This is a genomic window from Rhizobium sp. M10 (assembly GCF_002531955.1).
GTDB lineage: Bacteria > Pseudomonadota > Alphaproteobacteria > Rhizobiales > Rhizobiaceae > Rhizobium > Rhizobium etli_C.
Map to the genome: position 1 here is coordinate 52652 of NZ_NWTA01000026.1, position 26290 is coordinate 78941.

The following is a 26290-nucleotide window of genomic DNA, read 5'->3' on the forward strand; positions in this document are numbered from 1 at the left end:
TCCGAAAAGACGCCATGGAGCGGCACAAAATACCGAATCTGACCGTTTCGCGGTATTCTCAGGCCTGCAGCGCCCGGCGCACATCCGGGTCCTCGAGCGTCTGGTCCAGCGTGGTGCGGGTGCGCTCAACGATCGCATCGATTTCCGTTTCGGTGCAGCATAGCGGCGGCGCATAACCGAGGACACCGTTGCCGAAGGCACGGATGACGAGCCCGTTTTCCCAGGCGCGATCGAAGATCCGGCGGGCGGGTTCGGCGGATGCCGGCAGCGGCGTCTTGTTGACCTTGTCGACGACGAGCTCGATGGCGGCGAGCATGCCGCGGCCGCGGACATCACCCACGAGCGGGTGATCTCTCAGCGATTGGAGGCCCTGCATCAGCCGCGCCCCGGCCCTGACGCCATTGTCGAGCAGGCCGTTTTCGTAAAGCTTCAGGACTTCGAGACCGACGGCGGCGCTGACGGGATGGGCCGAATAAGTGTAGCCGTGACCGATAGCGGCGGCACCAGCACCCTCGGCAATCGTTTCATAGATGTGATCGGCCATGAAGACGGCGCCCATCGGGACGTAGCCGGAGGTGAGGCCCTTGGCGGTCGTCATAAAATCCGGCACGACCCCTTCCTCGCTGCAGGCAAACAGCGGTCCGGTGCGGCCAAAGCCGGTGATTACCTCATCGGCCACGAAAAGGATGTCGTGCTCGCGGCAGAATTCGCGCATCGCCTTCAGCCAGCCTTTCGGCGGCACAAGGACGCCGCCCGAACCCTGGATCGGTTCGACGTAGAAGGCGGCGACGCGCTCCGGCCCGATCGCCTCGACCTTGCTTTCTAGCGCCGCCAGCGAGGCTTCGATGATCGCCTGCGGATCATCGCCGACAGGGTTGCGGTAGGCGTAATGAGACGGAATCTTATGCTGCCAGTCGAAGGGGATGCCAAAACCGGCATGGAAGGCAGGCAAGGCGGTCAAGCCCGCCCCCACCGTCGAGGAGCCGTGATAACCCTGTTCGACCGAGATGAACTGATCGCGTTCGGGCCGTCCACGGGCATTCCAGTAGTAACGGATGAACCGGATTGTGCTGTCCACCGCGTCGGAGCCGCCGAGCGTGAAGTATACATGGTTGAGATCGCCCGGCGCCCGGTCGGCGAGTTCCGAGGCAAGCCGGATCGCCGGCTCGGAGCCGAGGCCGAAATAGGCGGTTGCATAGGGAAGTTCCCGCATCTGCCGGGCCGCCGCCTCGACGATGCTCTCATGGCCGTAACCGGCATTGACGCACCAGAGGCCGGCGAAACCGTCGATCAGCTGTTTGCCGGAGGCGTCGGTGACGGTTGCGCCTTTGGCCGAGGCCAGCACACGCACGCCCTGCTTTTCATGACTGCGGTAGGAGGCCACCGGATGGATGAGATGGGCGCGGTCGAGTTCGATGAGCGAATTGGCGTACATGGGGTCTCCGATCAGCCGAGCGCCTGGCTGGCAAGGGCGAAGGTGGTGGCAGCAGGGGCAGCGGCGTGGCCGACCGATGGTTTTCTCATCGCGATACCGCCGCCGACATGGGCGAAGCCGTGGTCGGCGAGCCATGGAGAAAGTCCGACCTCATCAGTGGTATCCACTCTGAGGAAGCGCCCTGATCGTCTGGCGATGTGATGTTCGATGAGTTTCCGGGCGTCCTCGATGTCCGCGGCAACCACGGGTCCGATCACCTCGCCGCGCCCGAAGGCACGCAGGCAGGCAAAGCCTGAAACGCCGCCGTCGCGGCGAATGACGGCAAATTCGCCGACCTTGGCGAGATAGGAGAGCAGATCTTCGCGGTCGGCGCCGAAGGCAAGACGATCGAGCGCCATGATTTCAAGGAAGTCGTCGGCGGTGGCGGCGTCCGTGCCGGCCGGCGCAGGGATGTCTCCGGCAAGGCCCTGGTGCTGCAGCACGGTTCCGGTTTCGTGGAAACCAAGCTTTTGATAGAGCGGCAGGCCGGCCGTCGTCGCGACCAGCCTCAGCGGCCGGTCGCCTGCGATCTGCAGCGCGGCGTCCATCAGGCTGCGGCCGAGGCCACGGCCGCGCATCGTTTCGTCGACGATGACCATGTTGATGGTCGCGCAATCTTGCTTGTATGGCGTGACGAGCACAGTGCCGACGACCCTGTCGTCTTCGATTGCGACCATTCCCTCGCTCAAGGCGAGGGCCATCTGCCAGTCTTCCGTCCGATGCGGCCAGCCGGCCTGTCGGGAGAGCGCGACGGCGGCGTCGAGATGGTCGGGCCCGAACGCGGCGATTTCGATTTGACGTGTTTGCATAGACCGTCCTTCATATCCTGCCCGCCAGTCTGCCGGAGCGCCGGCGGGCAGATCGTCTGAAGGCCGTGGTTCAGGCAGTATCTTATGGCTTTGCGATCACCGGCTGCCGCATCTTATGCTGGAGGACCGAGCCCTTCGCAAACCTTGTCACCGCATCATCGTCAGCGCCGCAGTGAAGAAATCTTCGCCGCCGAAATTTCCTGATTTCAACGCCAGCAGCATGTCGCCCTGCGCATTGCCGACCGTGCGCAGCACCGGCACGCCGGGCGCAATTTCGGGGCCGATCAGAAAGGCTGGAATGGCGAGCCTGTCGACTGCGGCTCCCGAGGTTTCGCCGCCTGCGACCACGAGGCGCCGCACGCCTCTCTCCACCAGTTCGGCGGCGATGATCGATGTGGCGGTCTCGATCGCGTGGCCGGAGGCCTCCCGCCCATATTGCGATTGCAGCCGGGAGACGGTTTCGGGCGCCGCGCTCGCGGCGACCACGACCGGGCCGGCAGAAATACGCTCTCCTGCCCAGGAAATCGCCGCGGCGATTTGATCCGGACCGGCGGCCAGCAGCCGCTCGGGATCAAGCCGCAGCACCGGCATCGATTGCTCGGCGACGTCGAGCTGGCGCAGCGTCGCCTTCGAACAGCTGCCGGAAATGATCGCTGACAGCCCGCCCACAGGGCGAATGACGTCTTCATCTGTCGCGCGGCCGGATATGCGACCGGAGCGCACGAGCGCGCGGGCAAGGCCGAGGCCAAGCCCGGACGCCCCGGTGGACACCGGTGTTTCCAATGCGATTTCGCCCAGCGTTTCCAGATCCCGTTCGAAAATCGCGTCGGCGATAGCCATGGTCACGCCCGTCGTGGACAACGCGTCGAGCTTCACCTTGACGGCGGCCGGTCCGGCCGCGATGGCTGCCAGATCGATCAGTCCGACGGCGCCGCGCGATTGCCGGGCGAGAACGCGCACGAGATTGGCGTCGTGCATCGGGTTCAGCGGATGGTCCTTGAGCGGGCTTTCGTGCAATGGTTGGCCGCCGACGAAGAGGTGGCCGAGATAGACGGTGCGCCCCGTTTCCGGAAAGGCCGGTGTAACCAGCACGCCGCCGCCGCCCGCAGCCTCGCTCAAGGCCTCGGTGACGGGGCCGATATTGCCGGCATCGGTGGAATCGAAGGTCGAACAGATCTTGTAAAGCACATGGTCCGCGCCCTGCTGGCGCAGCCAGCGCTCAGCTTTGGTCGCGGCGGTCACAGCCTCCGAAGCCGGAACGGAGCGGATCTTCAGGGAGACGACCACCGCATCGACATCCGGCAGCGCGAGTGACGGATCGGGAATGCCGACCGTCTGCACCGTGCGCAGGCCGTTCTTCGTCAGCGTGTTGGCGAGATCCGACGCGCCGGTATAGTCGTCTGCGATCGATCCAAGCGATATAGCCATCCGTCTAACTCCGTGCAAAAGGTTTGAACCAGCCGAGGCCGTCCAGCGTCCGGCCGCGCGGGATATATTCGCAGCCGATGAAACCGTCATAACCCAGCCGGTCGATTTCGCCGAACAGATAGGGATAGTTCAGCTCTTCCCCGTCCGGCTCGTTGCGTGACGGCACGCTGGCGATCTGGATGTGGCCGGTGATCGGCAGCAGGCGCCGCAGTGCCATCGTCACGTCGCCATGGAGGATCTGACGGTGATAGACGTCGAATTGCAGCTTCAGGTTGGGCAGGCCGCCTTCGGCGATCAGCCGCTCGGCGGCGGCGAAATCGTTGAGGAAATATCCCGGCATGTTGCGCCCATTGATCGGCTCCAGCAGGAGATCGATGCCTTTTTCCGCAAGCCGGCCGGCAGTGTAGGCGACGGAGCGCCGGTAGGAAGAGGCAGCCTCCTGGTCATGAGGGTTGGCGATACCCGCCATCAGGTGCAATCGCCTGACGCCCGTCGCCGCCGCATAGTCCAATGCCCGCTCGACATCCGCTTTGAGGTCGTCGAACCGTCCGGGAAGAGCCGCGATGCCGCGCTCGCCCGCACCCCAGTCGCCCGGCGGCAGGTTGAACAAAGCTTGCCGCAGATTGTTGCGGGCGAGCCGTTCGGCGATCGCCTCCGGTGCGACCTCGTAGGGGAAGAGGTATTCGACGGCGGAAAACCCCGCATCGGCCGCGGCGTCGAAGCGGTCGAGGAAGTCCCATTCGTTGAACATCATCGTCAAGTTGGCGGCGAAAGCGGGCATATCGATGTTCCTTATCGGCTCTGCGGTTCTTTGGCCGGGCCGGGCAATTGCGCGCCGGAAAGCTGGGCGTAGAGGCGGGCGAGCGAGGAATCGTCGTCACGGCCCATGCCGGCGCCGGCGGCCGCCAGGTACATCTGCAGGGCGGCTGCCGCGAGCGGTGCCGGATAACGCTCTGAACGGGCCATATCCTGGACGATGCCGAGATCCTTGACGAAGATCTCGATGCTGCTGAGCGGCGTATAGTCCCCGGCCAGCACATGCGGGACACGATTTTCGAACATCCAGGAATTGCCGGCCGAGGCGGTGATGACTTCATAAACCTTGTCGAGGTCGAGGCCCTGCTTGGCGGCAAAGCTCATCGCCTCGCATGCGGCTGCAATGTGCACGCCGGCGAGAAGCTGGTTGATCATCTTGAACGCAGCGCCTGTTCCGGCGGCGTCGCCGAGCTCGTAGACCTTGCCGGCCATGGCGTCGAGGGCCGGGCGGGCCGTATCGAAGGCTTGCCTGGAGCCGGAAGCCATGATCGTCAGCTCGCCAAGCGCGGCCTTGGCCGCGCCACCTGAAATCGGCGCGTCGAGATAGTGCAGGCCGAGGGCCTCCGTCCGCCCCGCCAGGTCGCGCGCGATGGCTGGATCCATGGTCGCCGACGAGATGAAGACGGCGCCGGGCTTCATCGTATCCGCAGCGCCCTGCGGTCCGAACAGCACCGTCTCGGTCTGTGCGCCGTTGACCACCACGGAGACGACGATGTGGGCGTCCTTGGCGGCGTCGGCTGGGGTCGCCGCGCCACGTCCGCCTTCGGCGACGAAGCGGTCCACCGCTGCCGGGGTTATGTCATATCCAACGACGTCGAGACCTGCGCGCTTCATCGACCGGGCCATTCCCAGCCCCATGGAACCAAGACCGATAACGGCCACGACGACGGCAAGGCCCGGGTTTTCAGCAAGCGGTGTCATGAGGAGGTTCTCCAGTCTCGTGAGGAAAGATCCGTGCCCCTCCGGAAGCCGTCCCGGAGGGGCTGTGGTTTAGCGATTGACGGTTTTCGCCGGGACCGTCAACACGGCCAGCGAACCGATGACCAGTGCGGCCGCCAGCAGATACATGCCGGCGCTGTTGGTGCCGGTGAAGTCCTTCAGATAGCCGACTAGAAACGGTCCGAGGAATCCGGCGAGATTGCCGACCGAATTGATCCAGGCGATGCCGGCCGCAGCGCCGGTGCCGGCGAGGAAGGCGGTCGGAAGCGACCAGAACAGCGGTGCGCAGCTGATGGCGCCCGCCGCGGCCAGCGAGAGGCAGATGATCGATACCGTCGTGCTCGTCGCGATCGTTGCGGCAACGAAGCCGCCGGCGGCGATGAGAGCCGGAACGACGAGGTGCCACCGGCGTTCGCGCAGCCTGTCGGCCGAACGCCCGAGCGCCAGCATGGCGACGAATGTGCAGATATAGGGGATGGCGGAGATGAGGCCGATGTTGAGATTTCCGCTGACGCCCGAAGCCTTGACGATGGTCGGCATCCAGAAATTCAGGCCATATTGCCCGAGCACGAAACAGAAATAAATCAGGCACATCAGCCAGACGCGACGGTCGGTCAGCGTGCCCGAGATGCTGTGCGGGCTTGCCGTCTTGGCTTGATTCTCCGCCTCGATATTGGCCGTCAGCACCCGCTTTTCCTCATCGTCCAACCACGTCGCGTCAGCGATCCTATCATCAAGATAAAAGAACGTCGCGATGCCGAAAAGAATCGCCGGAACGGCTTCGATCAGGAACATCCATTGCCAGCCGGAAAGCCCGTGCGTTCCGTGAAAGCCGTCCATCAGAAGGCCCGAAAGCGGATTGCCGAAAATGGCGGATACCGGGATGGCGGACATGAAGGTGGTGATGATCTTGGCGCGGCGATGCGCCGGATACCAGGATGTCAGATATAAAATGATGCCGGGGAAAAATCCTGCCTCGGCCACGCCCAGCAGGAAACGCAGGACATAGAAGACGGTTTCCGACGAGGTGAACATGAAGGCGGCGGAGATGACGCCCCAGGTGATCATGATGCGGGCGATCCAGACCCGCGCGCCGACCTTGTTCATGATGATATTGCTCGGCACTTCAAACAGAAAATAGCCGATGAAGAAAATGCCGGCACCGATGCCATAGGCAGCTTCCGAGAGGCCGAGCTCGCTCGACATCTGCAGCTTGGCGAAGCCGACATTGACCCGGTCGAGATAAGCGACGACGTAACACAACATCAAAAACGGCACGATGCGCCAGAATACCTTGCCATAGGCGCGGTCTTCCGTCGCCTCTGCGGGATATGCGCCAGCGATTGGCGCCTCTGTATGCAGCGTCATGATTCTCTCCTCCGATCGTTGCCGCGGTCTCCAACTGGTCCTCCCGCGGCACGCTGAGCCTTTTTGGCAGCGCTGCCATTCTTGTTAACTCATTATGGCAGCGCTGCCAACCGCAAATTGGCAACGCTGCCAAAAAAATCTTGCTTCTTGCCTGAAGTGGTGAAAAATGAAGCCTGCCTAGCGACGGTGTTGTCAGACCGCTGCGCGCCGGAAGCTGCCTCATGTCGGGTTCAAAATTGACGATGGAATTCAAACACCAGGCGACGGTCACCCTTGCAGAGGTCGCGGAAGCGGCCGGCGTCGGCGAGAGCACGGTGTCGCGCGTGCTGCGCAATCATGGCTCGTTTTCAGGCAAGACCCGGGAGCGGGTGATGGCCGCCGTCGAGCGGCTGGGCTATGTGCCGAACCGGATCGCCGGAACGCTGGCCTCCACCGGTTCGCGCCTCGTCGCTTTCGTCATTCCTTCGCTGTCCAACATCGTCTTTCCCGATGTGCTGCGCGGCGCCAGCGCCGTTCTGGAGGAAAACCGATATCAGGCCGTTTTTTCGGTGACCGACTATGATCCGGGCAAGGAGGAAGCGCTCGCCGCCGCGATGCTCGCCTGGCGGCCGGCGGCGGTGATGCTGGCAGGATACGAACATACCGAAGGCACGGCGAAGATGCTGCGCGCCAGCGGCTGCCGGGTCGTGGAACTGCTCGATCTGGACGGGGATGCGCTCGACATCGCGGTCGGCTTCTCGAACCGCGCGGCCGGGCGGGAGAGCGCTGCCTTCCTGCTCAGGCGTGGCTACCGACGGATCGGCTATGTCGGTCACGACCTGAACCGTGACACCCGCGCCGGGAAGCGCTTTTCCAGCTTTTGCGAAACGCTCGACGCCAACGGCACGCCCCTGGTCGCCCACGAAATTCTTGCCGGCCCATCCTCGGTGGAGAACGGCAGGTTGGGGCTGGAGCGACTGCTTGCACGGGCGACCGATCTCGATGCCGTCTATTTTTCCAATGACGACATGGCGTTGGGCGGTTATTTTCATTGTCTGGCTCAGGGGGTTTCGATCCCGTCGCAGCTCGCCATTTTCGGCTATAACGGCCTCGATATCGGCCGGGCGATACCGCAGCCGCTGTCGACGATCCGGACGCCGCGCGTGGCGACGGGTGAGGTAGCCGCGCAACTGATCGTCGCCAACGCGCCGCCCCAGGCCGTCGATCTCGGCTTTGAACTGATCGAGGGGGCAACTGCCTGATATTGGAGGAAGTGTCATGTCCGACGCGCGCCAGCGTGAAGAAATCTGCCGATACGGCCGCTCGCTGTTCGAGCGCGGGCTGACGCCCGGCTCGTCAGGCAACATATCGTTGCGGCTGGAGGACGGCGGCTGGCTGGTCACGCCGACCAACGCCTCGCTCGGCTTTCTCGATCCGGCGCGTATTTCAAGGCTCGATGCCGAAGGCCGGCTGCTCTCCGGCGACAAGCCGACCAAGGAAATCCCGCTGCACACCGCCCTCTACGACACACGCGGCAGCGCTCGCGCCATCGTCCATCTTCATTCCACCCATGCGGTGGCGCTGACCATGCTGCCGGAGATCGATCCGCGCGCCGCCTTGCCGCCGATGACGCCATATTATCTCATGCGCGCCGGCGAGACGGCGCTGGTGCCCTATTATCGCCCCGGCGATCCGGCGGTGGCCGATGCGATCCGCGGGCTGGCGGGCAAATATTCGTCGGTGCTTCTGGCCAATCATGGACCCGTCGTCGCCGGTGATAGCCTGGAGGCGGCGGTCTTCGCCACCGAGGAACTGGAGGAAACGGCGAAGCTCTATCTGCTGCTGCGCAACCTCAATCCCCGCTTCCTCAGCCCGGAGCAGGTGGCCGATCTCGTCAAGACCTTCGGCCTCGATCTTCCCTCGCATCATCACCACGATCACGATTGAACCGGTCCTCGTTTCGTGGACCATCGAGCGTGACGGCATGATCCGTTTGCGGGAGCGCGCAACCTTCTGCCAAACCCCGCTTTCGATACGATAGATTCTGCTTCCGATGCCGCCAATTCAGGCAAGCCATGGGCAAAGCGGTGCCTATGATGGTGAACACGTTCCCCCTAGTTCCGATCGTACGAGGATATGCAGATGACCACGTTCCGTCCGAAATACATTACCTTCGATTGCTACGGCACGCTGACCAATTTTCAAATGGCGGAAGCAGCCCGCGACCTTTACGGCGACCAGCTCGACGAGCCGCGCATGGCGGAGTTCATCAAGAATTTCGCCGCTTATCGTCTCGACGAGATTATGGGCGCCTGGAAGCCCTATGCGGAAGTCGTGCACAATTCGCTCGAGCGGACATGCAAGCGCAACGGCGTGACCTTTCGCGACGAAGCCGCGGAAATGATTTATGCGCGTGTTCCGACCTGGGGTCCGCATCGCGACGTACCCGAGGGCCTTGCCAGGGTTGCGCGGGAAATTCCGCTGGTCATCCTGTCCAACGCCATGGACGCTCAGATCATGTCGAATGTCGAAAAGCTCGGCGCGCCCTTCCACGCGGTCTATACCGCTCAGCAGGCAAATGCCTATAAGCCGCGTTTCCAGGCCTTCGAATATATGTTCGACATGCTCGGCTGCGGACCGCAGGACGTGCTGCACTGCTCGTCTTCCTTCCGCTACGATCTGATGTCGGCGCATGATCTCGGCATCAAGAATAAGGTCTGGGTCAATCGCGGCCACGAGCCGGCCAATCCTTATTACGGCTATGTCGAAATCCCTCACATCTCGGGCCTGCCTGGCGTCGTCGGCCTCTGACGGAGACAAGCGGATGCAGTTCCAATCCTACTGGCACGACACGGCCCGCGCTTTTGCCGATGCGGCCCAAGGTCCTGTCGAAGGACATTACGACGTCGCCATCATCGGTGCCGGCTTCACCGGGCTTGCTGCGGCGCGCCAGCTTGCGAAAGCCGGCGTCAAGGTCGTCGTGCTGGAGGCCGAACGCGTCGGCTGGGGAGCATCGGGACGCAATGGCGGCCATCTCAACAACGGACTTGCGCATAGCTTCCTGTCCGCCAAGGCCGCGCTAGGCCCGGAGCGGGCCGTTGCGCTCTACCGCGCGTTCGACGATTCCATCGATACGATCGAGACGATCATCACCGAAGAGGGGATCGACTGCGATTTCCGTCGTGCCGGAAAGCTGAAGCTTGCCTCCAAGCCGCAGCACTTCGAGGCGATTGCCCGCAATTTCGAAGCTGTGCACAGAGAAGTCGATCCGGACACGGCGCTTCTGGGGGCAAACGAGCTGAAGAGCGAGGTCGGGTCGCCTTTTCATGGCGCCATGCTCTCGAAGAAGAGCGCGATGATGCATATGGGCCGCTATGTCGCCGGCCTTGCGACCGCGGCCGCCCGCCGCGGCGCGACGATCTACGAACAGGCTGCGGTGACCGGCCACAGGCAGGGTAACGGCCGCCACAGCCTTGAGACCGCGCGGGGCACCGTCACCGCCGACCACGTGCTGGTTGCGACCGGCGCCTACACGCCGTCGCTCTTTACCTATTTCCGCCGCCGGATCATTTCCGTCGGCAGCTTCCTGATCGCCACCCGTCCGCTGAGCGATGCCGAAATCGCCGCGACGATGCCGGCAAACCGGACCTGCGTCACGTCGATGAACATCGGCAACTATTTTCGGCTGTCGCCGGACAAGCGGCTGATCTTCGGCGGTCGCGCCCGCTTTTCCGCCGCGTCGGATCAACGATCGGACGCAAAGAGCGGCGATATTCTGCGTGCCAGTCTCGCCGAGATCTTCCCGCAGCTTGCCGGCGTCGAAGTCGATTATTGCTGGGGCGGTCTCGTCGATATGACCAAGGACCGTTATCCGCGTGCCGGCTATGTCGACGGCGTTTGGTACGCCATGGGCTATTCCGGCCACGGCGCCCAGCTTTCTACCCACCTCGGCATGATCATCGCCGACGCCATCATGGGCAAGGCGGACCGCAATCCGGTAAAAGGGCTCGAATGGCCCGCCGTTCCCGGCCATTTCGGCAAGCCGTGGTTCCTGCCGATGGTCGGGCTTTATTACAAGACACTCGATCGCTTCAAGTAAGCGGCGCGCACGCGAGAGCGGTTCGATCTTTCCAGAACATAGATGGTGCAGGGGCGCCGGGATGAATTTCCGGCGCCCTTTGTTTTTGCGCGGGTCAGGAAAGCCCGCCGATGTGGAAGCTCTTCATTTCCAGATATTCCTCGATGCCGCATTGCGCGCCCTCGCGACCGAGGCCGGATTGCTTGACGCCGCCGAACGGGGCGACCTCGGTGGAAATGGCGCCGGTGTTGAGGCCGATCATGCCGAATTCGAGCGCTTCGCCGACACGCCAGGAACGTTTCAGGCTCTCGGTGTAGAAATAGGCGGCGAGGCCGAAGGGGGTGGCATTGGCGATACGGATCGCCTCTTCCTCTGTGTCGAAGCGGAAAAGAGGCGCAACCGGCCCGAATGTCTCTTCGCTGGCAAGCTGCATGTCGGTCGTCGCGCCGCCAAGCACCATCGGCGCCGCATATTGATCGCCGGCCGGCATCGAACCCGCCGTGGCGAGGATCCTGGCGCCCTTTTCCACCGCATCGTCCACATGACGCTTGATCTTTTCGATCGCCGCCTTGTTGATCATCGGCCCGATATCTGTGCCGGCATCCGTTCCGGCCCCGACCTTCATGGCCGCGACCCGCGCACCAAGTTTGGCGGCGAAGGCCTCGTAAACGCCGGACTGGACGAGAAGGCGGTTGGCGCAGACGCAGGTCTGGCCGCCATTGCGGAATTTCGAGGCGATTGCGCCTTCCACGGCAAGATCGAGATCGGCATCGTCGAAAACGATGAAAGGCGCATTGCCGCCGAGTTCGAGGCTGAGCCGCTTGACGCTGTCGGCCGCGCCGCGCATCAGCAGCGAGCCGACGCGGGTCGAGCCGGTGAACGAAATCTTGCGCACGGTCTGGTTCGTCATCAGTTCGTCGCCGATCCCGGCCGGCATGCCGGTGACGATATTGATCACGCCTTTGGGGATGCCGGCGCGCTCCGCCAGGACGCCGAGCGCCAACGCCGAAAACGGGGTCAAATCCGATGGCTTGATCACGACCGTGCAGCCTGCCGCGAGCGCCGGCCCCACCTTGCGGGTGATCATCGCATTGGGAAAATTCCACGGCGTGATGATCGCCGAAACGCCGACGGGCTCCTTCAGGACGACGATCCGCCGATCTGCTGTCGGTGAGGGAATGGTTGTGCCGCCGATGCGCCGCGCCTCCTCGGAAAACCATTTGACGAACGAGGCGCCGTAACGGATTTCGCCGCGCGCTTCCGCAAGCGGCTTGCCCTGTTCGCTGGTGAGGATCAGCGCCAGGTCCTCGATATTGTCGAGCATCAGATCATGCCAGGCTTCCAGCAAAGCGGCGCGCTCGGCATGGGTCTTTGCCCGCCATGGGCCAAAAGCTTTTTCCGCCGCCGCGATTGCGGCCCGCGTATCGGCTCCGTCCATATCGGGCACCGTGCCCAGCACCTGTTGCGTCGCCGGGTCGGTCACCTCGATCGTGCGGCCGGCTGCGGCCCCGCACCATTCGCCGTCGATGAGACCTTGCTGGCGAAGCAGGCTGCCGTCTCTCAATCCGTTCATTTTCTCCCCTTTCATCAAAGCTTTTCCAAATTACTGTCCAGTTTGCGCGACGCGCTAACCGAGTGCGGAAAGCACCGATGCCGTGATCGCGTCGGTTTTGTCCTTGCCGGGAATTGCGCCGGTGCCGCGCGCCGTCGTCGCCTCGATTGCGGCCATCACCTTTTCGGCGGCGGTCGTCTCTCCGAGATGTTCCAGCATCATCGCTCCCGACCAGATGGCGGCGATCGGATTGGCGATCCCGAGATGAGCGATGTCGGGCGCCGAACCGTGGACGGGTTCGAACATGGAGGGCGCCGATCGATCGGGATTGATGTTGGCGGATGCCGCAAAGCCGAGTCCGCCCTGGATCGCGGCGCCAAGGTCGGTCAGGATGTCGCCGAACAGGTTGGAGGCGACCACGACATCAAGGCTTTCGGGCGCCATGACCATGCGGGCGGCCATGGCGTCGATATGGTAGCTGGTCACCTCGACATCGGGATATTCCGCAGCGAGCCCGTGGGTGATTTCGTCCCAGAAGACCATCGAATATTTCTGCGCATTGGACTTCGTCACCGAGGCAAGCGTGCCCCGCCGCCGCCGCGCCTGCTCGAAGCCGAAACGCAGAATGCGTTCGACGCCTGTGCGGGTGAAGATCGCGGTTTCGATCGCCACTTCGTTGTCCGTGCCCTGATGGACGCGGCCGCCGGCGCCTGAATATTCGCCCTCGGTGTTTTCACGGATGCAGAGAATGTCGAAACCGTCGGACCGCAGCGGCCCCTGCACGCCCGGCAACAGTCGGTGCGGGCGGATATTGGCATATTGCACGAAGGCCTTGCGGATGGGCAGCAGCAGCCCATGCAGCGATACGGAATCCGGCACTTTTCGCGGCCACCCGACGGCGCCGAGCAGGATGGCATCGAACGACCGCAGCGTCTCAATGCCGTCGGCCGGCATCATGCTGCCATTTTCGAGATAGTAGTCGCAGGACCAGGGGAGGCGGGTTGCCTCAAGAGAAAATCCGCTCGATCCGGCCGTCTTTTCGAGCACGGTCCAGGCTGCTTCCGTCACGTCGCGGCCGATGCCGTCTCCAGGCAGAAGGGCGATCTTGTAGGTCTTCATCGCAGCTCCTTAAAGGCTGATGAGCACGCTCTTGCTCTTGCGGTTGGCGTGATAGGCTTCGCGGCCGAGATCCTTGCCGATGCCCGACTGCTTGTAACCGCCGGTCGGCAGGATATGGTCGCGCGAGCGGCCGTAGCGGTTGACCCAGATGGTGCCGGCCTGCAGGCGGCGGGTGAGGCGGATGGCGCGCGCGAGATCGCGGGTGAAGAGGCCGGCGGCGAGCCCATAGGCCGGATGATCGGCCAGCCGTAGTGCCTCCTCCTCATCCTCGAAGGTCTGGATCGTCAGCACCGGTCCGAAGATTTCCTCGAGAACCGCAGGTGATGTTGCGGTCACGCCTGACATCAGCGTCGGTGCGTAGAAATAGCCGTCGCGGTCAAGGCGGTGGCCGCCTGTGAGGCACTCGGCCCCGCCGTCGATCGCGGCGCGGATGATGCCATCCATACGGGCAATCTGGCGTTCGGAGATGACGGGCGAATAGTCGGTCGTTTCTTCCCAGGTGGGACCGGGGCGGATTGCCGCCAGCCTGGCAAGCAGTGCCGTCACAAGCGCATCCGCCACCTTCACCTCGACGATGAGGCGGGATCCGCAAACGCAGGCCTGGCCGGCATTTGACAAAATGCTGCCGGCGATGGCGCCTGCGGCGAGTTCGAGATCGGCGTCGGCGAAGACCAGCTGCGGGCTCTTGCCGCCGAGTTCCAGTGTCATCGGCTTCACGCCGGTCCGGGCGATATTGGCCATGATCGCCGCGCCGGCCGCGGTCGAGCCGGTGAAGCTGACCTTGGAAATTCCCGGATGGCCGGTGATGGCGGTTCCGGTGGTCGGACCGTCGCCGAGGACGACGTTGACGAGGCCGGCGGGCAGGCCGGCCCGCACCGAAAGTTCGGCAAGGTAGAGCGTCGAAAACGGCGTCATCTCCGATGGCTTCAATACCACCGCATTGCCCGCCGCCAGTGCCGGAGCAAGCTTCCACCCCGCCATCGACAATGGAAAATTCCACGGCGTAATGGCGCCGACGACGCCATAGGGCTCGGTCACGATCATGCCGAAATTCGCATCGTCGGTCGGGACGAGATCGCCGCCTTCCTTGTCTGCGAATTCGGCGAAGAAGCGGATCTGCTCGGCGGTGACGGCGATATCGCCGGCGACGAGCTGGCCGACCGGGCGGGTCGAGGAGAGCGCTTCGAGCCTGGCGAGGGTTTCCGCCTCGGCTTCGATCAGGTCGGCCCAGCGCTGCAGCGCCTTGGTGCGCTCGCGCGGCCGCACGCCTCCCCAATTACTGGTCTTCAACGCCTTTCCGGCCGTCTCGACGGCGTGGCCGACAAGAGCCTCGTCAGCAAGCGGACAGCCCGCATAGGCCTTGCCGTCGGACGGCCGGTGCATGTCGATGACGGCTTCGGCCGGAACCAGCCGGCCGCCGATGAAATGTCCGACAGGCAAGGAGATCGTGTTCGGATCGAAGTTGAGTGTCATTGCGTGTCCTCGGCATGAACTGAGGGCAAGCCTAGCTGGGGAAGGCGAGCAGCATGCATCGACCGATCGCGCTGCGGCGGCCGAAAATTGCGTTTTGCCCGCCGCGGCCAGTCAAATCTACGGCGGGTGGCCGGCGCCCATGCCGCGCTGTCTGCGGTCGGGAAACGCCTGCTCCGCAGGCGAGCGTGGCGCGCGGCATCGGCGTCATGACACCGTCACGTAGATCTTGCGCACCGTCTCGATCGTCTTCCAGACGCCGACGAAACCCGGCTTCATGACAAAACTGTCGCCGGCCTTGTAGACCACCGGCTCTCCGCCGTCCGGCGTCAGCTCGACCAGGCCGGAAAGGATGTGGCAGAACTCGAACGTCTCGCCTTTGATCGAACGCGTCTCGCCGGGCGTTGCCTCCCACACGCCGGTATGAACACTCTCTGCGCGGGCGACATCCTGCGCCCAGGTCTTAAAGGTGGGATTGCCCGAGATCAGGCGCTCGGGAAGGGGGCCGGACTCGCGCGGCGCCTGGGATGGGTTGGTGTCGATCGTCTTGAGCAGGGTCATGGCTTTCCTTTCGGGGTTTACGTTTGGGGGATGATTCAATAGCCGCGGCTGCGGTCGACCAGCCCGATCGGGTCAAGGCCTGCCCGATGCCGCTTGATATTGTCGATCACCGCCGCTGCGGCAGTTTCGGGCTGCGTGACGCTGGCAATATGCGGCGTCAGCAGGATTTGCGGATGGCTCCAGAAGGCGTGACCCGCAGGCAGCGGCTCCGGATCGGTGACATCGATGACGGCGCCGGAGAGATGCCCGGCATCGAGCGCGTCGACGATCGCCTGATGATCGAGCTGCGCGCCGCGGCCGATATGGGCGAGCGCGGCGCCGACCGGCAACCTTGCGAAGAGCTCGGCATTCAGGAAGCCGCGGGTCTCCTCCGTCAGCGGCAGCAGGCAGACGAGAATGTCGGTGGTTGCAAGCAGGGTGTCGAGACCTTCGCCGCCGCTGAGGCACCGGACGCCGCCGATCGTGCGCGGACTGCGGCTCCAGCCGGAAAGCGGGAAGCCGAAGGGCTGCAGACGTTCGAGCACCGCGCTTCCAAGCATGCCGAGACCGAGCACGCCGATGCGGCGTTCTGCGGCCTGTACCGGTTGGATCGGCTGCCAGATCCCGCGCCGCTGCTGGTCGAGATAGGCCGGCATGTCGCGATGGAGCGCAAGGACGGCGAGCGTCGCATATTCCTGCATCATCCTGACGATGCCGTCCTCGACCATGCGCACCACCTTGACCCGCTCAGGCACGGCATCGATGCGGAACTGGTCGATGCCGGCGCCGATCGAGAACAGGATTTCGAGATTGCTGTAGCGCGCGAGATCGTCGGGCACGGTCCAGGTGATCAGGTAGCGCACAGCCTCCGCTTCGACCGATGCCGGGTCCATGGAAAAGGCGATGTCAGGCAGTTCGCGCGCGAAGGCTTCGGCGAACATGGCGCCGCGCTTGGCGTCGGAATTGAAGAGAAAGGTCATTGCATCGGCTCCGTGATCTCAGGTCAGGCGGTGCAGCGGCGGGCGAGGGCTTCGACCATTGCCTGGCAGGCCAGGAGTTCTTCAACCAGAATGAATTCGTCCGGCCTGTGGGCCCGGCCGATATCGCCCGGCCCGCAGATGATCGCATCGATGCCGGCGCGCTGGAAAAGGCCGGCTTCGGTGCCGTAGCTGACGGCGGCGAGCGGCTCGATGCCGGTCAGTTCGCCAAGCAGGCGCGCAAGCGGCGCATCGGCAGCAAGCGACAGGGCCGGATAGGCGCTGAGTTCGCGCCATTCCACCTCGAAGCCCCGTAGCGGTAGCGCCTCGGCCGCGGCGCGCAGCGGCGCCAGCAGCACGGCCGGATCGATGCCGGCAATGGCTCTTGCCTCGAACTCGGCCTCGCAGGTGTCGGGAATGATGTTGACCGCCTGGCCGCCCTTCAATGTGCCGACCTGGAGGGACGAGTAGGGCGGCTCGAACACACCTTCGAATGGGCCGTGTGTCAGCCGGGCGGCTTCGGCATTGGCGCAAGCGAGGACGCTGCTCATGGCATGGATTGCGTTCAGTCCCTGATCCGGGCGGGAGGAGTGGCCGGACCGGCCCCTGACCGTCAGCCGGGCGGCGGCCTTGCCCTTGTGGGCGCGGATTGCCCGCATGCTGCTCGGCTCGCCGATGATCGCGCCAAGCGGGGGCGCGCAGAGGTCCGGCAGGCGTGCGATCATGTGCGGGACGCCGCGGCAGCCGGCCTCCTCATCGTAGGAAAAGGCGAGGTGGATCGGCCGGCGGAGCTGCGTCTTCGCGAGCATCGGGACGGCGGCAAGAACGGCGGCCAGGAAACCCTTCATGTCGGTAGCGCCGCGGCCGTAGAGGCGGTCCGCGTCGGCGCGCAGGCGGAACGGGTCGCTGCTCCAGCCGGCCTCGGCGGCGGGAACCACGTCCATATGGCCGGAGAGGATATAGCCCGGCACCTCGACCGGCCCGATCGTCGCGAAGAGGTTCGAGCGGTCACCCTCGGGGCCGGGAAGCTCGGTGGCGACGATGCCGTGGCGTTGCAGATAGTGCCGGATCCAAGCGACGATTTCGCCGTTCGGCGTACCGACGACGGAGGGAAAGCCGACCAGCCTTTCGAGAATTTCAATTGCCTGCATGGGCGTCCTCACGGCACGGGATGTCGGGTGCAACCGGGCTCTTGCGGTCAACGGCGCCGTCGGCCGGTCGGGGTCTGGCCAATGACTGTAGAGACCGGCCCAGGCTTTATTTGCCGAAAGCGCATCGGATTTGGTCGATTGTTGTGTTTGCGCGGGCGTCGCCAGTGAATTGTATCGCGCAATCCGTCCTAATCTCGATGAGGGAGTTTTCCGTGGGGCAGCTTTCCCTGGGGACTTTGCCAGAAAATGCGGCAGGAGGGCGGGAGTGAGCGCACTGACATCCGAATCCAGGTTTGTCGACAGTTTCGAGACGCGCATTGCCGACATCGACAGCGTCGATATCGATAAGCTGCATGCGCTCTCAATGTCGGTCGCCTGGCCGCATCGTCGCGAAGACTGGCAGTTCTTGCGCGACTTCGGCCAGGGCATTGCGGCGATCGATGAAATCGGCCGCATCCTCGGCTCTGCGATGTGGTTTCCCTATGGCCGCCAATTCGCGACAATCGGCATGGTCATCACCTCGCCGCGCCTGCAGGCCAACGGCGCCGGGCAGTGGCTGATGGGCCACGCACTCGATCAGGTTGCCGGGCGCAATCTCGGGCTGAACGCGACGCGGGCGGCGCGGCGCCTTTACATGTCCCTGAATTTTGTTCGCGAGGCGTCTGTCTTCCAATGCCATGGCGAAGCGATCTCGCCGCCGGATGTGGAACTGCCGCCAGGTGCCGCGATACGGGCAGTGGAAGCCGATGACCTGGAGGCGATTGCGGCATTGGATGCTTTGGCCTTCGGCGCCGATCGCACGCTGCTCCTGGCTCGGCTCCTTGCAAATTCCAAGGGTGTCGTCCTGATCCGCGCCGGCCGGATCGAGGCCTTCTCGCTTTGCCGAAGGTTCGGGCGCGGCCATGTCATCGGTCCGGTCGTGGCAAGCAATGACGCCGATGCGATTGCCGTCGTCCATCCGCATGCGGTCGAGCATGCTGGAGCATTCTTGCGCCTCGACACACGCGAGAAAGGCGGGATATTTGCCGATTTCCTCTCCCGCTGCGGTCTTCCCATTTATGATATCGTGACGACCATGTCGCGGGGCGACCCTTGGCTCCCGGTTCCGGGACGTCGAGGGATGCACGAGCCGAAGACCTATGCGCTCGTCAGTCACACGCTCGGCTGACCTGGACGAGTTCTAAAGCGCGTCGCATCAAATATGATTCACGCAACGCGCTTTAGCGCTTTGTTTTTATGCATGTCGTTGTCCCGGAACCGCTGCACACTTCCGGGCGACATGCATTAAGCGCCGGGACAGAGGGGCAGCGATGCCTGAGCCTGAGCGCGCTCGCATTCGGGCCGGAATGAGCGATATTGCCAGAAACCGTCCGGAGATTCTCGCCGGTATACGGTCTCGAGCCAATAGATGGTGTCGTCGAGCGGCAAGACGGGATGCCAGGCATACCACTGCGACCAGATCTTTCTTCCCTGTTCGTTTCCTCTCATCGCCCCCTCTCTTTTCTGAGCGGTCCGCTCCGACAAATATTCAGAGGATGAGAATAATATTACGAAACTATTCTTCTACGAAGATCCTTTTAGGATTAGTCAAAATTGTCCTTCACCGAATGAGGCAATTCCGCACGATATGGATGGGCACGACCTGTTTGCGGGGAGCTGCGAGCCGCGTGATGGAATGAGACCGACTTTTGCAACGGCTCCATCGCCGTCTGCCGGGTCATGAGGCAGAGCGGGTGCTCAGTTGATCGAGCGCAGCCCGAGATAAGCGGCCAAGCAGACGGCGGAAAGGCTGATGGTCAGCCTGGGTCTGCCGTCGTCGAACATTGCCGCCACCGAAAGGCAGAGCATCAGGATGACCGTTTTCGCCCAAAGGTCCTGATCGGAGAGGGTGAAGGCGACTGCCGCCAGAAAGACCGCACTGGCGACCATCGTGACGGGAGCGGATTTCTCGGCGAGATCACCGTCAGAAAAATACGGCAGGAGAAAACGTCGCATGCTCAAGCCTGAAGCGACGCTCAGAAGAAGGCAGGTCAAGATAAGGTGCAACATTGGTCGTCGACGATCGCTCTGCAGATAGCTTTCAGATGCAAACGCCATGCCAGCCGCAATTGCCCTGCCGCAGAGGCAATGCTGGGCTTCTATGGCTATTTCGGCGGCGGCGCGATCCTTTTTTCGGCAGTCGCCGGCTTGTCCATGCGCTGAATAGCGCGCGTGCAGCCCCGACAAGCCGGGATGACGAGGCGAAACTGTGCGACGCTGAAACCTGCTTGAGCGGATGCAATGATTTTTATATAGAGAATGATAAATCATCCAAATTCTGAAAAAGAGATTTTCATTGGATCTTTCCTCGATCGAGATATTCCTCGCCGTCGCCAGCGACCGGAGCGTTACAAAGGCCGCCAGGGCCGTCGGGCGGGTGCCGTCGAACGTGACGACACGTATCCAGCAGCTGGAGGAAGACCTCGGCGCTTGCCTGTTCAGCCGTGACGGCAAGAAGATGACGTTGACGCGGGAGGGCGAAACGTTTCTCACCTATGCCAACAGGCTTCTGGCGCTTGCGCTCGAAGCGCGCCAAGCCGTGCGGCCACTCGCCCCATCGGGAACATTGCGGGTCGGAACGATGGAGAGCACGGCGGCGAGCAGGCTGCCGGCGGCGCTGACGCAATTCAACCAGATGTGGCCTGACGTGTCGCTGCAGCTGACGATGGGCGCGTCCCGCGATCTCGCCCGCGATGTTCTGGCCGACGCACTGGATTGCGCCTTGATTGCCCGGCCGCCGAAGACGATGCGCGAAGATGACCGCGATTTCGATGCCGAGCTCGAGGCGCTGGCGATGGAGACGGTCTTCGTCGAAGATCTGTTGATCGTGCTGCCGTCCGGGCATCCCGCCATCAAATCCGCCGCCGACCTGCGTGTCGGGGCGCTCGCCGCTTTGGAGCCCGGCTGCACCTATCGCAGGATCGCCGAAAACTGGGCGCGTCAATCGAGCGCCCTGCCGACGAGCGAGCTCGGCTCCTACCACGCGATCCTGGCGAGTGTTGCGACCGGCAATACCGCAGGCGTGATGCCGAAATCCGTGCTCGACCTCATGCACTGGCCGGCGGCTCTCCCGACCCATCAGCTCGGCCCCGTCGAGACGCTGCTGGTGTCCCGCAGGGGTAGTCGCCCCAGCGCCTTTAGCGCCTTCCATGAAGTCCTCAGCGCGACCAAAGGCAGAGACATGAGGCTGGCGACAAACTAGTTTCTCCGTCTTCCTCCTTCGCTCGCCAGACAATCCTCGCTTCCAGTTGGTCTTTGCATGCAATATCCCGTTTCCCCAAAGATGGGGCCGAGCCGTTTTCGCCGCTTTCGCCTATTTTCGCCCATCCTGGCCGGTGCGACGCTAAAAGAGCGGCTGATCGCCTGTTTCGGCGCGTTGCTGGGCATCGGTCTCACCGGCGTCATCAGCGGCTATCTGTTCGGCCAGGGACCGCATCTTCCCTTGATCGTCGCGCCGATGGGCGCCTCGGCAGTGCTGCTTTTCGCAGTGCCGGCAAGCCCGCTGGCGCAGCCATGGTCGATCATCGGCGGCAACACCATTTCCGCCATGATGGGCATCATTGCCGCTTATTTCATTCGCGACCCGATTATCGCGACCGGCGTCGGAGTTTCACTGGCGATCGGGGCGATGTCGTTCACACGATCCCTCCATCCGCCCGGAGGGGCTGCGGCGCTGACCGCGGTGCTCGGCGGTCCCGTCGTTGCCGGCTGGGGGTTCCTCTTTCCCTTCGTGCCCGTCGCCCTGAACTCCTGCATTCTCGTCGCACTTGGGCTGCTGTTCCACAGGCTTTCCAGGCGGAATTATCCGCATGTCGTGCCGAAGCCGGCGGAGAATGCCCATCAGACGATCGACCTGCCGTCTGCCGTGCGGGTGGGCTTTCGCGAGGAGGATGTCGATGCCGCCCTGGAAGCGCTCGATGAAACCTTCGATATCGATCGGGCCGATCTCGGGCGGTTGCTGCAGCAGGTCGAGTTGCAAGCGGCCATCCGCTCGAACGGCAAGATCAGCTGTGCCGATATCATGTCGCGCGATGTGATCGCTATCGGCGAGGCTTCGGAACCGGATGCTGCACGGCATCTTCTCCTGAAGCATAATATCCGGACGTTGCCGGTGAAGGATCCGGAGGGCCGTCTCGTCGGCACCGTCGGCCTGCGGGAGTTGTTCGCGAGCGGCGATACGATTGCCCATGCGATCTCCAGGCCGGCGGTGGCGAGAGCTTCGGATGCCGCTCTGTCGCTGCTGCCCGTTCTGACCGATGGGCGCACGCATGCCGTCATCATTGTCGATGACGATCACCGGATCCTCGGCCTGATATCGCAGACCGATCTGCTGAGCGCCGTGGCGCGGCTGCTGCCGAGTGACGGTGAGGCGATCGCGGCCGTGGCGTGAACTCGCGAAGCGGCTCGGCTATTGCCGGCCGGTCTTTGCGTCGCAGCCACTGCCTTCGTCGTCAGCTCCGTGGAGGTGTCGTGTGCAAGTGCGGGATTTCTGCCTTTTCCGACACTATCCGGGCAATGACCTGCAGCGGATGCGGGATGCGCCTGTCGTCGATTTCCTTCACCTGGGAGCGGCAGGAATATCCGGTCGCCATAAGGATATCGGCATCGCCGGCCGCATCGAGCTCGGGCTTCCAGCTTAGCGCATAGAGGCGCTCTGCGATCGGCCGGTTGCGGGCCTCGTGGCCGAAGGTGCCGGCCATGCCGCAACAGCCGGTTTGCGCCGCCTGTAGGTCGATGCCGAGGCTTTCGAATACTTTTTGCCATTGTGCGACGGAGGCCGGCGCATTGGTGCGCTCGGTGCAATGGGCCATCAAGCGAAAGCTTTTGCCTTCGGCAGCGGAAGGCGAGGCGGTCAGCCGGTCGAGGTTGGCGGTCAGCCATTCCTGAGGCAGCAGGACATTCGCCTTCGATATCCCCTTATATTCGCTGCGAAAGGCGAGCGTCATCGATGGATCGAGCCCGACCAGCGCTACGCCTGTCTCATCCAGTCGCTCGAGATAGCGGGCCGTCCGCTTGGCCGCCGCCTCGAAGCGTCCGAGATAGCCATGAACATGCAGGGCTTTGCCATTGGTGTGGGAGGCCGCAAGGAACGGCGTGAGCCCGATTTTCCTGGCGAGCCCGATTGCGGCAAGCGCAACCTCAGGATCGAAATAGGCGGTGAAGGCGTCGGCGACGAAGACGACGCTGCGCTGCCGTTCCTGCGGCGGCAGAGCTTCGATCGTTTGAGCGGTCGCAAGCGGCACGCCGAGGCGGGCGGCTTCCCTGGCGAGCGAGATCCGCGGCAGATGCGGCAGGGAGGTCAGCCCGGCGACACGCATCATCGTTCTGCCGGCGCGCGTGCCCACGACCATATTATAGGCTGGCCGGATGCGCCGGACGAGCGGCAGCGTGGTTTCGATCGCCGCGACCAGCGGATCCTTCAGCGGGCGGAGGTAGCGTCCGTAATAGAGTTCCAGGAATTTCGAGCGGAAGGCCGGCACACTGACCTTCACCGGACACTGCCCCGCGCAGGCCTTGCAGGCCAGGCACGTGTCCATCGCCGCGCGCACCTCGTGGGAAAAGTCATCGCGGTTTGCCGGGTTCAGCGAATTGAAGGCGCGCCGCGCCAGGCTGGCGAACGGAATGCTCCGTCGCAGGCGCATCGCCTCCTGGCGGGGATCGATGCCGTTCTCGGCCAGCAGCCTCAGCCATTCCCGCATCAGCGCGGCGCGGCCCTTGGGCGAAAAGCGCCGGTCGCGCGTCGCCTTGTAGGAGGGGCACATCGGGCTCGTTTCGTCGAAATCGAAGCAGGCGCCGTTGCCGTTGCAGTAGGCGGCGTTGTCGAAGGCGGCGCGGATCTCGTTGCCGATGATGCGGTCGATATCTCCGCGCAACGGAACATCGTCGATTTTCGTCAGTCCTTCCGCGGAAGGGGTTGCGATCTTGCCGGGATTGAGCCGATTCTCGGGATCGAAAGCCCGCTTGATCTCCTGCAGGCTGGGATAAAGGTCGCCGAAAAACTCCGGCACATATTCCGAACGCACGCCCTTGCCATGCTCTCCCCAGAGCACCCCGCCATATTTGCGGGTGAGCGCCACGACGGCGTCGCTGACCTCCCGAACCAGCCGGACGTGATCAGCGCGGGTGAGGTCCAGTGCCGGCCGTACGTGCAGGACGCCGGCATCGACATGGCCGAACATGCCGTAGGAGAGGCCGGCACCATCGAGTAGTGCGCGGAACTCGCGAATATAGGCCGCCAGGTTTTCCGGCGGCACGGCCGTATCCTCGACGAAAGCGACGGGTCTGACCGGCCCTTCCACGTTGCCGAGCAGGCCGACCGCGCGCTTGCGCATCGACCAGATCGCCTCGACATCGGCATGGCCCCGGGCGATCGTATATCCGGCATGGCGGGCATTCGCGCCCGTGTCGAGCGCGGCGGTCACCTCCGCAAGCCTGCGTTCGAGTTCCTCTTCATCGTCGGCCAGCACTTCGGCGATGTTGATGCCGTTGGTCGCGCTGCCCGGATCGTCGGGAAAGAAGCGGGCAATGCCGGTCCAGACGATGTCGCCTTTCGCGAGGCCGAGAACTTTCTCGTCGACCGTTTCCACCGAAGCGACATTCAGCGCCACCAAGTTGCGGGCATCCTCCAAGGCGGTGTTGAAGTCGCCGTAGCGGATGTTGATCAGCGCCGCATGGGCGGGGATCGGCAGAAGGTTGAGTTCGGCTTCGGCGATCATCGCCAGCGTTCCCTCCGAGCCGCAAAGAACGGCATTGAGGTCGAAGCGTCCGTCGTCACGCCTGATATGGGCGAGGTCGTAGCCGGTCATGTAGCGGTTGAGCTTCGGAAAGATCTCGGCGATCTGCTCGTGTTTTTCCCGGGCGATCCGTTCGACCGTCCTGTGGATCTCGCCGACGCGGCTCTCTCGCGCGGCGATCTCCTCGAACGCCTCCGCGTCGAGCGGGCGCGACCAAAAGTCGGAGCCGTCCGTAAGCACGATGCGCAATCCGAGAACGTGGTTGCTGGTCTTGCCGTAGAGGCATGAACCCTGACCGCAGGCATCGGTGGAGATCATGCCGCCGATCGTGGCGCGGTTGGAAGTGGAAAGTTCGGGCGCGAAGAACAGGCCGTAGGGCTTCAGGGCCCGGTTCAGCTCATCCTTGACAACGCCCGCCTGGACACGCGCAATCCTTCGGACAGGGTCGATGTCGAGAATGGATTTCATATGCCGCGAACAGTCCACCACGACGCCCGATGTCAGGGATTGACCGTTGGTGCCGGTGCCGCCGCCCCGCGGCGCGATGCTTATCTCCCGGAAGGCCGGTTCCGACAGCACGGCCGCCACGACCTGCAGGTCTTCGACGGCCCTTGGAAAAAGGATGCCGGTCGGCTCGACCTGGTAGATGGAATTGTCGGTCGAAAACACGGTTCGGCTTGCCGCGCCGGTTTCGATATCGCCGTCAAATCCCGCCTCGACGAGCCGCTGGAAAAAACCCGGGGCGGGAAGCGGGATGGGAGCCTTCGGCTGGAGGCGTGGGATCATTTCGAAACCTTCAGAATGCACTCGAGCCTTGTCACTAGCGCATCGGCCCGAAAATCGGAATCGATTTTCGGAAGGAGCGGCATATGCCGCTCCTGAAGGCATCGTCAACGGCCTGTCAACCGGTCGGCGTGGCCGCCGGCCGGTTGACAGCGCCGTCCGCTTCGAAGAGGCCGCGAGCCGCCTCGACCATCGACTGCAGGTGGTTGGGGTCGCGCACGCCCTGTCGGTAGAGCTCGATGATGATGCTCGCCATTCGTTCGGCTTCGGCGCTGTCTCTTGCTATCGCGTAGTCGGCGCTGAGCTTGTCGAAGACCTGCTGGCAGGTTGCCAGATCGCGGGAGTCCAGCGGCACCTGCGATCGGTTTACGATCGTTTGAACCATTTTCATTCCCTCGAAAAAAGCCCGCCCGGCGATGCGTGCGGGCCGATGTTTCATCTGTTAGAAATCCATGCCGGCGCCGGGGGGCATTGCCGGAGGGGCATCCTTCTTCGGCTTCTCGGCGATCATGGCTTCCGTCGTCACGAGAAGACCGGCGATGGATGCCGCGTCCTGAAGCGCGGTGCGAACGACCTTGGCCGGATCGATGACGCCCTGCGCATAGAGGTCGCCATATTCACCCGTCTGGGCGTTCCAGCCATAAGAGAAGTCGGTCTTTTCGCGCAGCTTGCCGACGACCACCGAGCCCTCCGCGCCGGCGTTCTCGGCGATCTGGCGAGCCGGCGCCTCAAGTGCGCGGCGAACGATGTCGACCCCGACGCGCTGGTCGGCATTGGCGGTCTGGACTTTTTCAAGCGCCTTGACGGCGCGCAGCAGGGCCACACCGCCGCCCGGCAGGATGCCTTCCTCGACCGCCGCGCGGGTTGCGTGAAGCGCGTCGTCGACACGGTCCTTCTTTTCCTTGACTTCGACTTCGGTCGAGCCGCCGACGCGGATGACGGCAACCCCGCCGGCGAGCTTGGCGAGGCGTTCCTGCAGCTTCTCGCGGTCGTAGTCGGAGGTGGTTTCTTCGATCTGGGCCTTGATCTGGGCA

24 protein-coding genes are annotated in these 26290 nt (G+C 63.7%); 7 read left to right on the forward strand and 17 right to left on the reverse strand.

Annotated features, from left to right (window positions below):
- Positions 1-58: 58 nt before the first annotated feature.
- The 6 genes from CO671_RS28340 to CO671_RS28365 all read right to left on the reverse strand — a co-directional run bounded on the left by CO671_RS28340 (position 59) and on the right by CO671_RS28365 (position 6834).
- Positions 59-1435: an aspartate aminotransferase family protein gene (locus CO671_RS28340; RefSeq protein ID WP_097608740.1), complete on the reverse strand. Its 1377-nt coding sequence runs from the start codon at positions 1433-1435 to the stop codon at positions 59-61.
- An 11-nt stretch (positions 1436-1446) separates the two neighbouring features.
- Positions 1447-2283, reverse strand: a complete 837-nt coding sequence (locus CO671_RS28345) for a GNAT family N-acetyltransferase (protein ID WP_010035350.1) — start codon at positions 2281-2283, stop codon at positions 1447-1449.
- Between the two features lie 147 nt (positions 2284-2430).
- On the reverse strand, positions 2431-3711 hold the full coding sequence (otnK, locus tag CO671_RS28350; RefSeq protein WP_097608741.1) for a 3-oxo-tetronate kinase: 1281 nt from the start codon (positions 3709-3711) through the stop codon (positions 2431-2433).
- Positions 3712-3715: 4 nt separating this feature from the next.
- Entirely contained in the window at positions 3716-4492 is a 777-nt protein-coding gene (gene otnI, locus CO671_RS28355) for a 2-oxo-tetronate isomerase (protein WP_097608742.1), read from the reverse strand.
- A gap of 11 nt (positions 4493-4503) precedes the next feature.
- On the reverse strand, positions 4504-5448 hold the full coding sequence (gene ltnD / locus CO671_RS28360; protein ID WP_097608743.1) for an L-threonate dehydrogenase: 945 nt from the start codon (positions 5446-5448) through the stop codon (positions 4504-4506).
- 69 nt (positions 5449-5517) lie between these two features.
- Positions 5518-6834, reverse strand: a complete 1317-nt coding sequence (locus CO671_RS28365; RefSeq protein ID WP_097581029.1) for an MFS transporter — start codon at positions 6832-6834, stop codon at positions 5518-5520.
- 242 nt (positions 6835-7076) lie between these two features.
- Between CO671_RS28365 and CO671_RS28370 the strand changes: the two genes are divergently transcribed.
- The 4 genes from CO671_RS28370 to CO671_RS28385 all read left to right on the forward strand — a co-directional run bounded on the left by CO671_RS28370 (position 7077) and on the right by CO671_RS28385 (position 10912).
- Complete coding sequence (locus CO671_RS28370; RefSeq protein ID WP_097608756.1) at positions 7077-8075, forward strand: LacI family DNA-binding transcriptional regulator; 999 nt, start codon at positions 7077-7079, stop codon at positions 8073-8075.
- 16 nt (positions 8076-8091) lie between these two features.
- Positions 8092-8760 (forward strand): aldolase, encoded by a 669-nt coding sequence (locus CO671_RS28375; protein WP_097608744.1) that lies wholly within the window; start codon positions 8092-8094, stop codon positions 8758-8760.
- A gap of 195 nt (positions 8761-8955) precedes the next feature.
- The gene (locus tag CO671_RS28380) at positions 8956-9624 is read left to right on the forward strand and encodes a haloacid dehalogenase type II (protein WP_010032957.1); all 669 of its coding nucleotides are present in this window, start codon (positions 8956-8958) and stop codon (positions 9622-9624) included.
- A gap of 13 nt (positions 9625-9637) precedes the next feature.
- Positions 9638-10912, forward strand: coding sequence for an FAD-binding oxidoreductase (locus tag CO671_RS28385; RefSeq protein ID WP_097608745.1), 1275 nt, complete (start codon positions 9638-9640; stop codon positions 10910-10912).
- A 94-nt stretch (positions 10913-11006) separates the two neighbouring features.
- Here CO671_RS28385 and CO671_RS28390 read toward each other — a convergent pair whose 3' ends face one another.
- The 6 genes from CO671_RS28390 to argE all read right to left on the reverse strand — a co-directional run bounded on the left by CO671_RS28390 (position 11007) and on the right by argE (position 17700).
- Complete coding sequence (locus tag CO671_RS28390) at positions 11007-12464, reverse strand: NAD-dependent succinate-semialdehyde dehydrogenase (RefSeq protein WP_097608757.1); 1458 nt, start codon at positions 12462-12464, stop codon at positions 11007-11009.
- A 54-nt stretch (positions 12465-12518) separates the two neighbouring features.
- Positions 12519-13562 (reverse strand): tartrate dehydrogenase, encoded by a 1044-nt coding sequence (locus CO671_RS28395; protein WP_097608746.1) that lies wholly within the window; start codon positions 13560-13562, stop codon positions 12519-12521.
- 9 nt (positions 13563-13571) lie between these two features.
- Entirely contained in the window at positions 13572-15035 is a 1464-nt protein-coding gene (locus CO671_RS28400) for an aldehyde dehydrogenase family protein (RefSeq protein ID WP_097608747.1), read from the reverse strand.
- Between the two features lie 204 nt (positions 15036-15239).
- Positions 15240-15593, reverse strand: a complete 354-nt coding sequence (locus CO671_RS28405; RefSeq protein ID WP_097581022.1) for a cupin domain-containing protein — start codon at positions 15591-15593, stop codon at positions 15240-15242.
- A 35-nt stretch (positions 15594-15628) separates the two neighbouring features.
- Complete coding sequence (locus CO671_RS28410) at positions 15629-16552, reverse strand: glyoxylate/hydroxypyruvate reductase A (RefSeq protein ID WP_097608748.1); 924 nt, start codon at positions 16550-16552, stop codon at positions 15629-15631.
- A gap of 23 nt (positions 16553-16575) precedes the next feature.
- Complete coding sequence (gene argE, locus CO671_RS28415; protein ID WP_097608749.1) at positions 16576-17700, reverse strand: acetylornithine deacetylase; 1125 nt, start codon at positions 17698-17700, stop codon at positions 16576-16578.
- A 265-nt stretch (positions 17701-17965) separates the two neighbouring features.
- Here argE and CO671_RS28420 point away from each other — a divergent pair, with 265 nt between their 5' ends.
- Positions 17966-18868 carry a GNAT family N-acetyltransferase gene (locus tag CO671_RS28420; protein WP_097608750.1) on the forward strand — a complete coding sequence of 301 codons (903 nt, stop codon included), beginning with the start codon at positions 17966-17968 and terminating at the stop codon, positions 18866-18868.
- 116 nt (positions 18869-18984) lie between these two features.
- Here CO671_RS28420 and CO671_RS34305 read toward each other — a convergent pair whose 3' ends face one another.
- Both CO671_RS34305 and CO671_RS28430 read right to left on the reverse strand, forming a co-directional pair.
- A complete protein-coding gene (locus tag CO671_RS34305) occupies positions 18985-19188 on the reverse strand; it encodes a hypothetical protein (RefSeq protein ID WP_097608751.1) in 204 nt (67 codons plus the stop codon).
- Positions 19189-19437: 249 nt separating this feature from the next.
- A complete protein-coding gene (locus CO671_RS28430) occupies positions 19438-19749 on the reverse strand; it encodes a hypothetical protein (protein ID WP_097608752.1) in 312 nt (103 codons plus the stop codon).
- A gap of 286 nt (positions 19750-20035) precedes the next feature.
- Here CO671_RS28430 and CO671_RS28435 point away from each other — a divergent pair, with 286 nt between their 5' ends.
- Both CO671_RS28435 and CO671_RS28440 read left to right on the forward strand, forming a co-directional pair.
- Positions 20036-20941, forward strand: a complete 906-nt coding sequence (locus CO671_RS28435) for a LysR family transcriptional regulator (protein ID WP_097608753.1) — start codon at positions 20036-20038, stop codon at positions 20939-20941.
- A 57-nt stretch (positions 20942-20998) separates the two neighbouring features.
- On the forward strand, positions 20999-22129 hold the full coding sequence (locus tag CO671_RS28440) for an HPP family protein (RefSeq protein WP_097608754.1): 1131 nt from the start codon (positions 20999-21001) through the stop codon (positions 22127-22129).
- Positions 22130-22190: 61 nt separating this feature from the next.
- Here the strand turns inward: CO671_RS28440 and CO671_RS28445 are convergent, their stop codons facing one another.
- The 3 genes from CO671_RS28445 to CO671_RS28455 form a co-directional block, all read right to left on the reverse strand.
- A complete protein-coding gene (locus CO671_RS28445) occupies positions 22191-25259 on the reverse strand; it encodes an FAD-binding and (Fe-S)-binding domain-containing protein (protein ID WP_097608755.1) in 3069 nt (1022 codons plus the stop codon).
- A 115-nt stretch (positions 25260-25374) separates the two neighbouring features.
- Entirely contained in the window at positions 25375-25641 is a 267-nt protein-coding gene (locus tag CO671_RS28450) for a hypothetical protein (RefSeq protein WP_097608758.1), read from the reverse strand.
- Between the two features lie 57 nt (positions 25642-25698).
- Positions 25699-26290: TCP-1/cpn60 chaperonin family protein (locus tag CO671_RS28455; RefSeq protein ID WP_280953356.1), on the reverse strand; the 592-nt coding region annotated here is incomplete at its 5' end.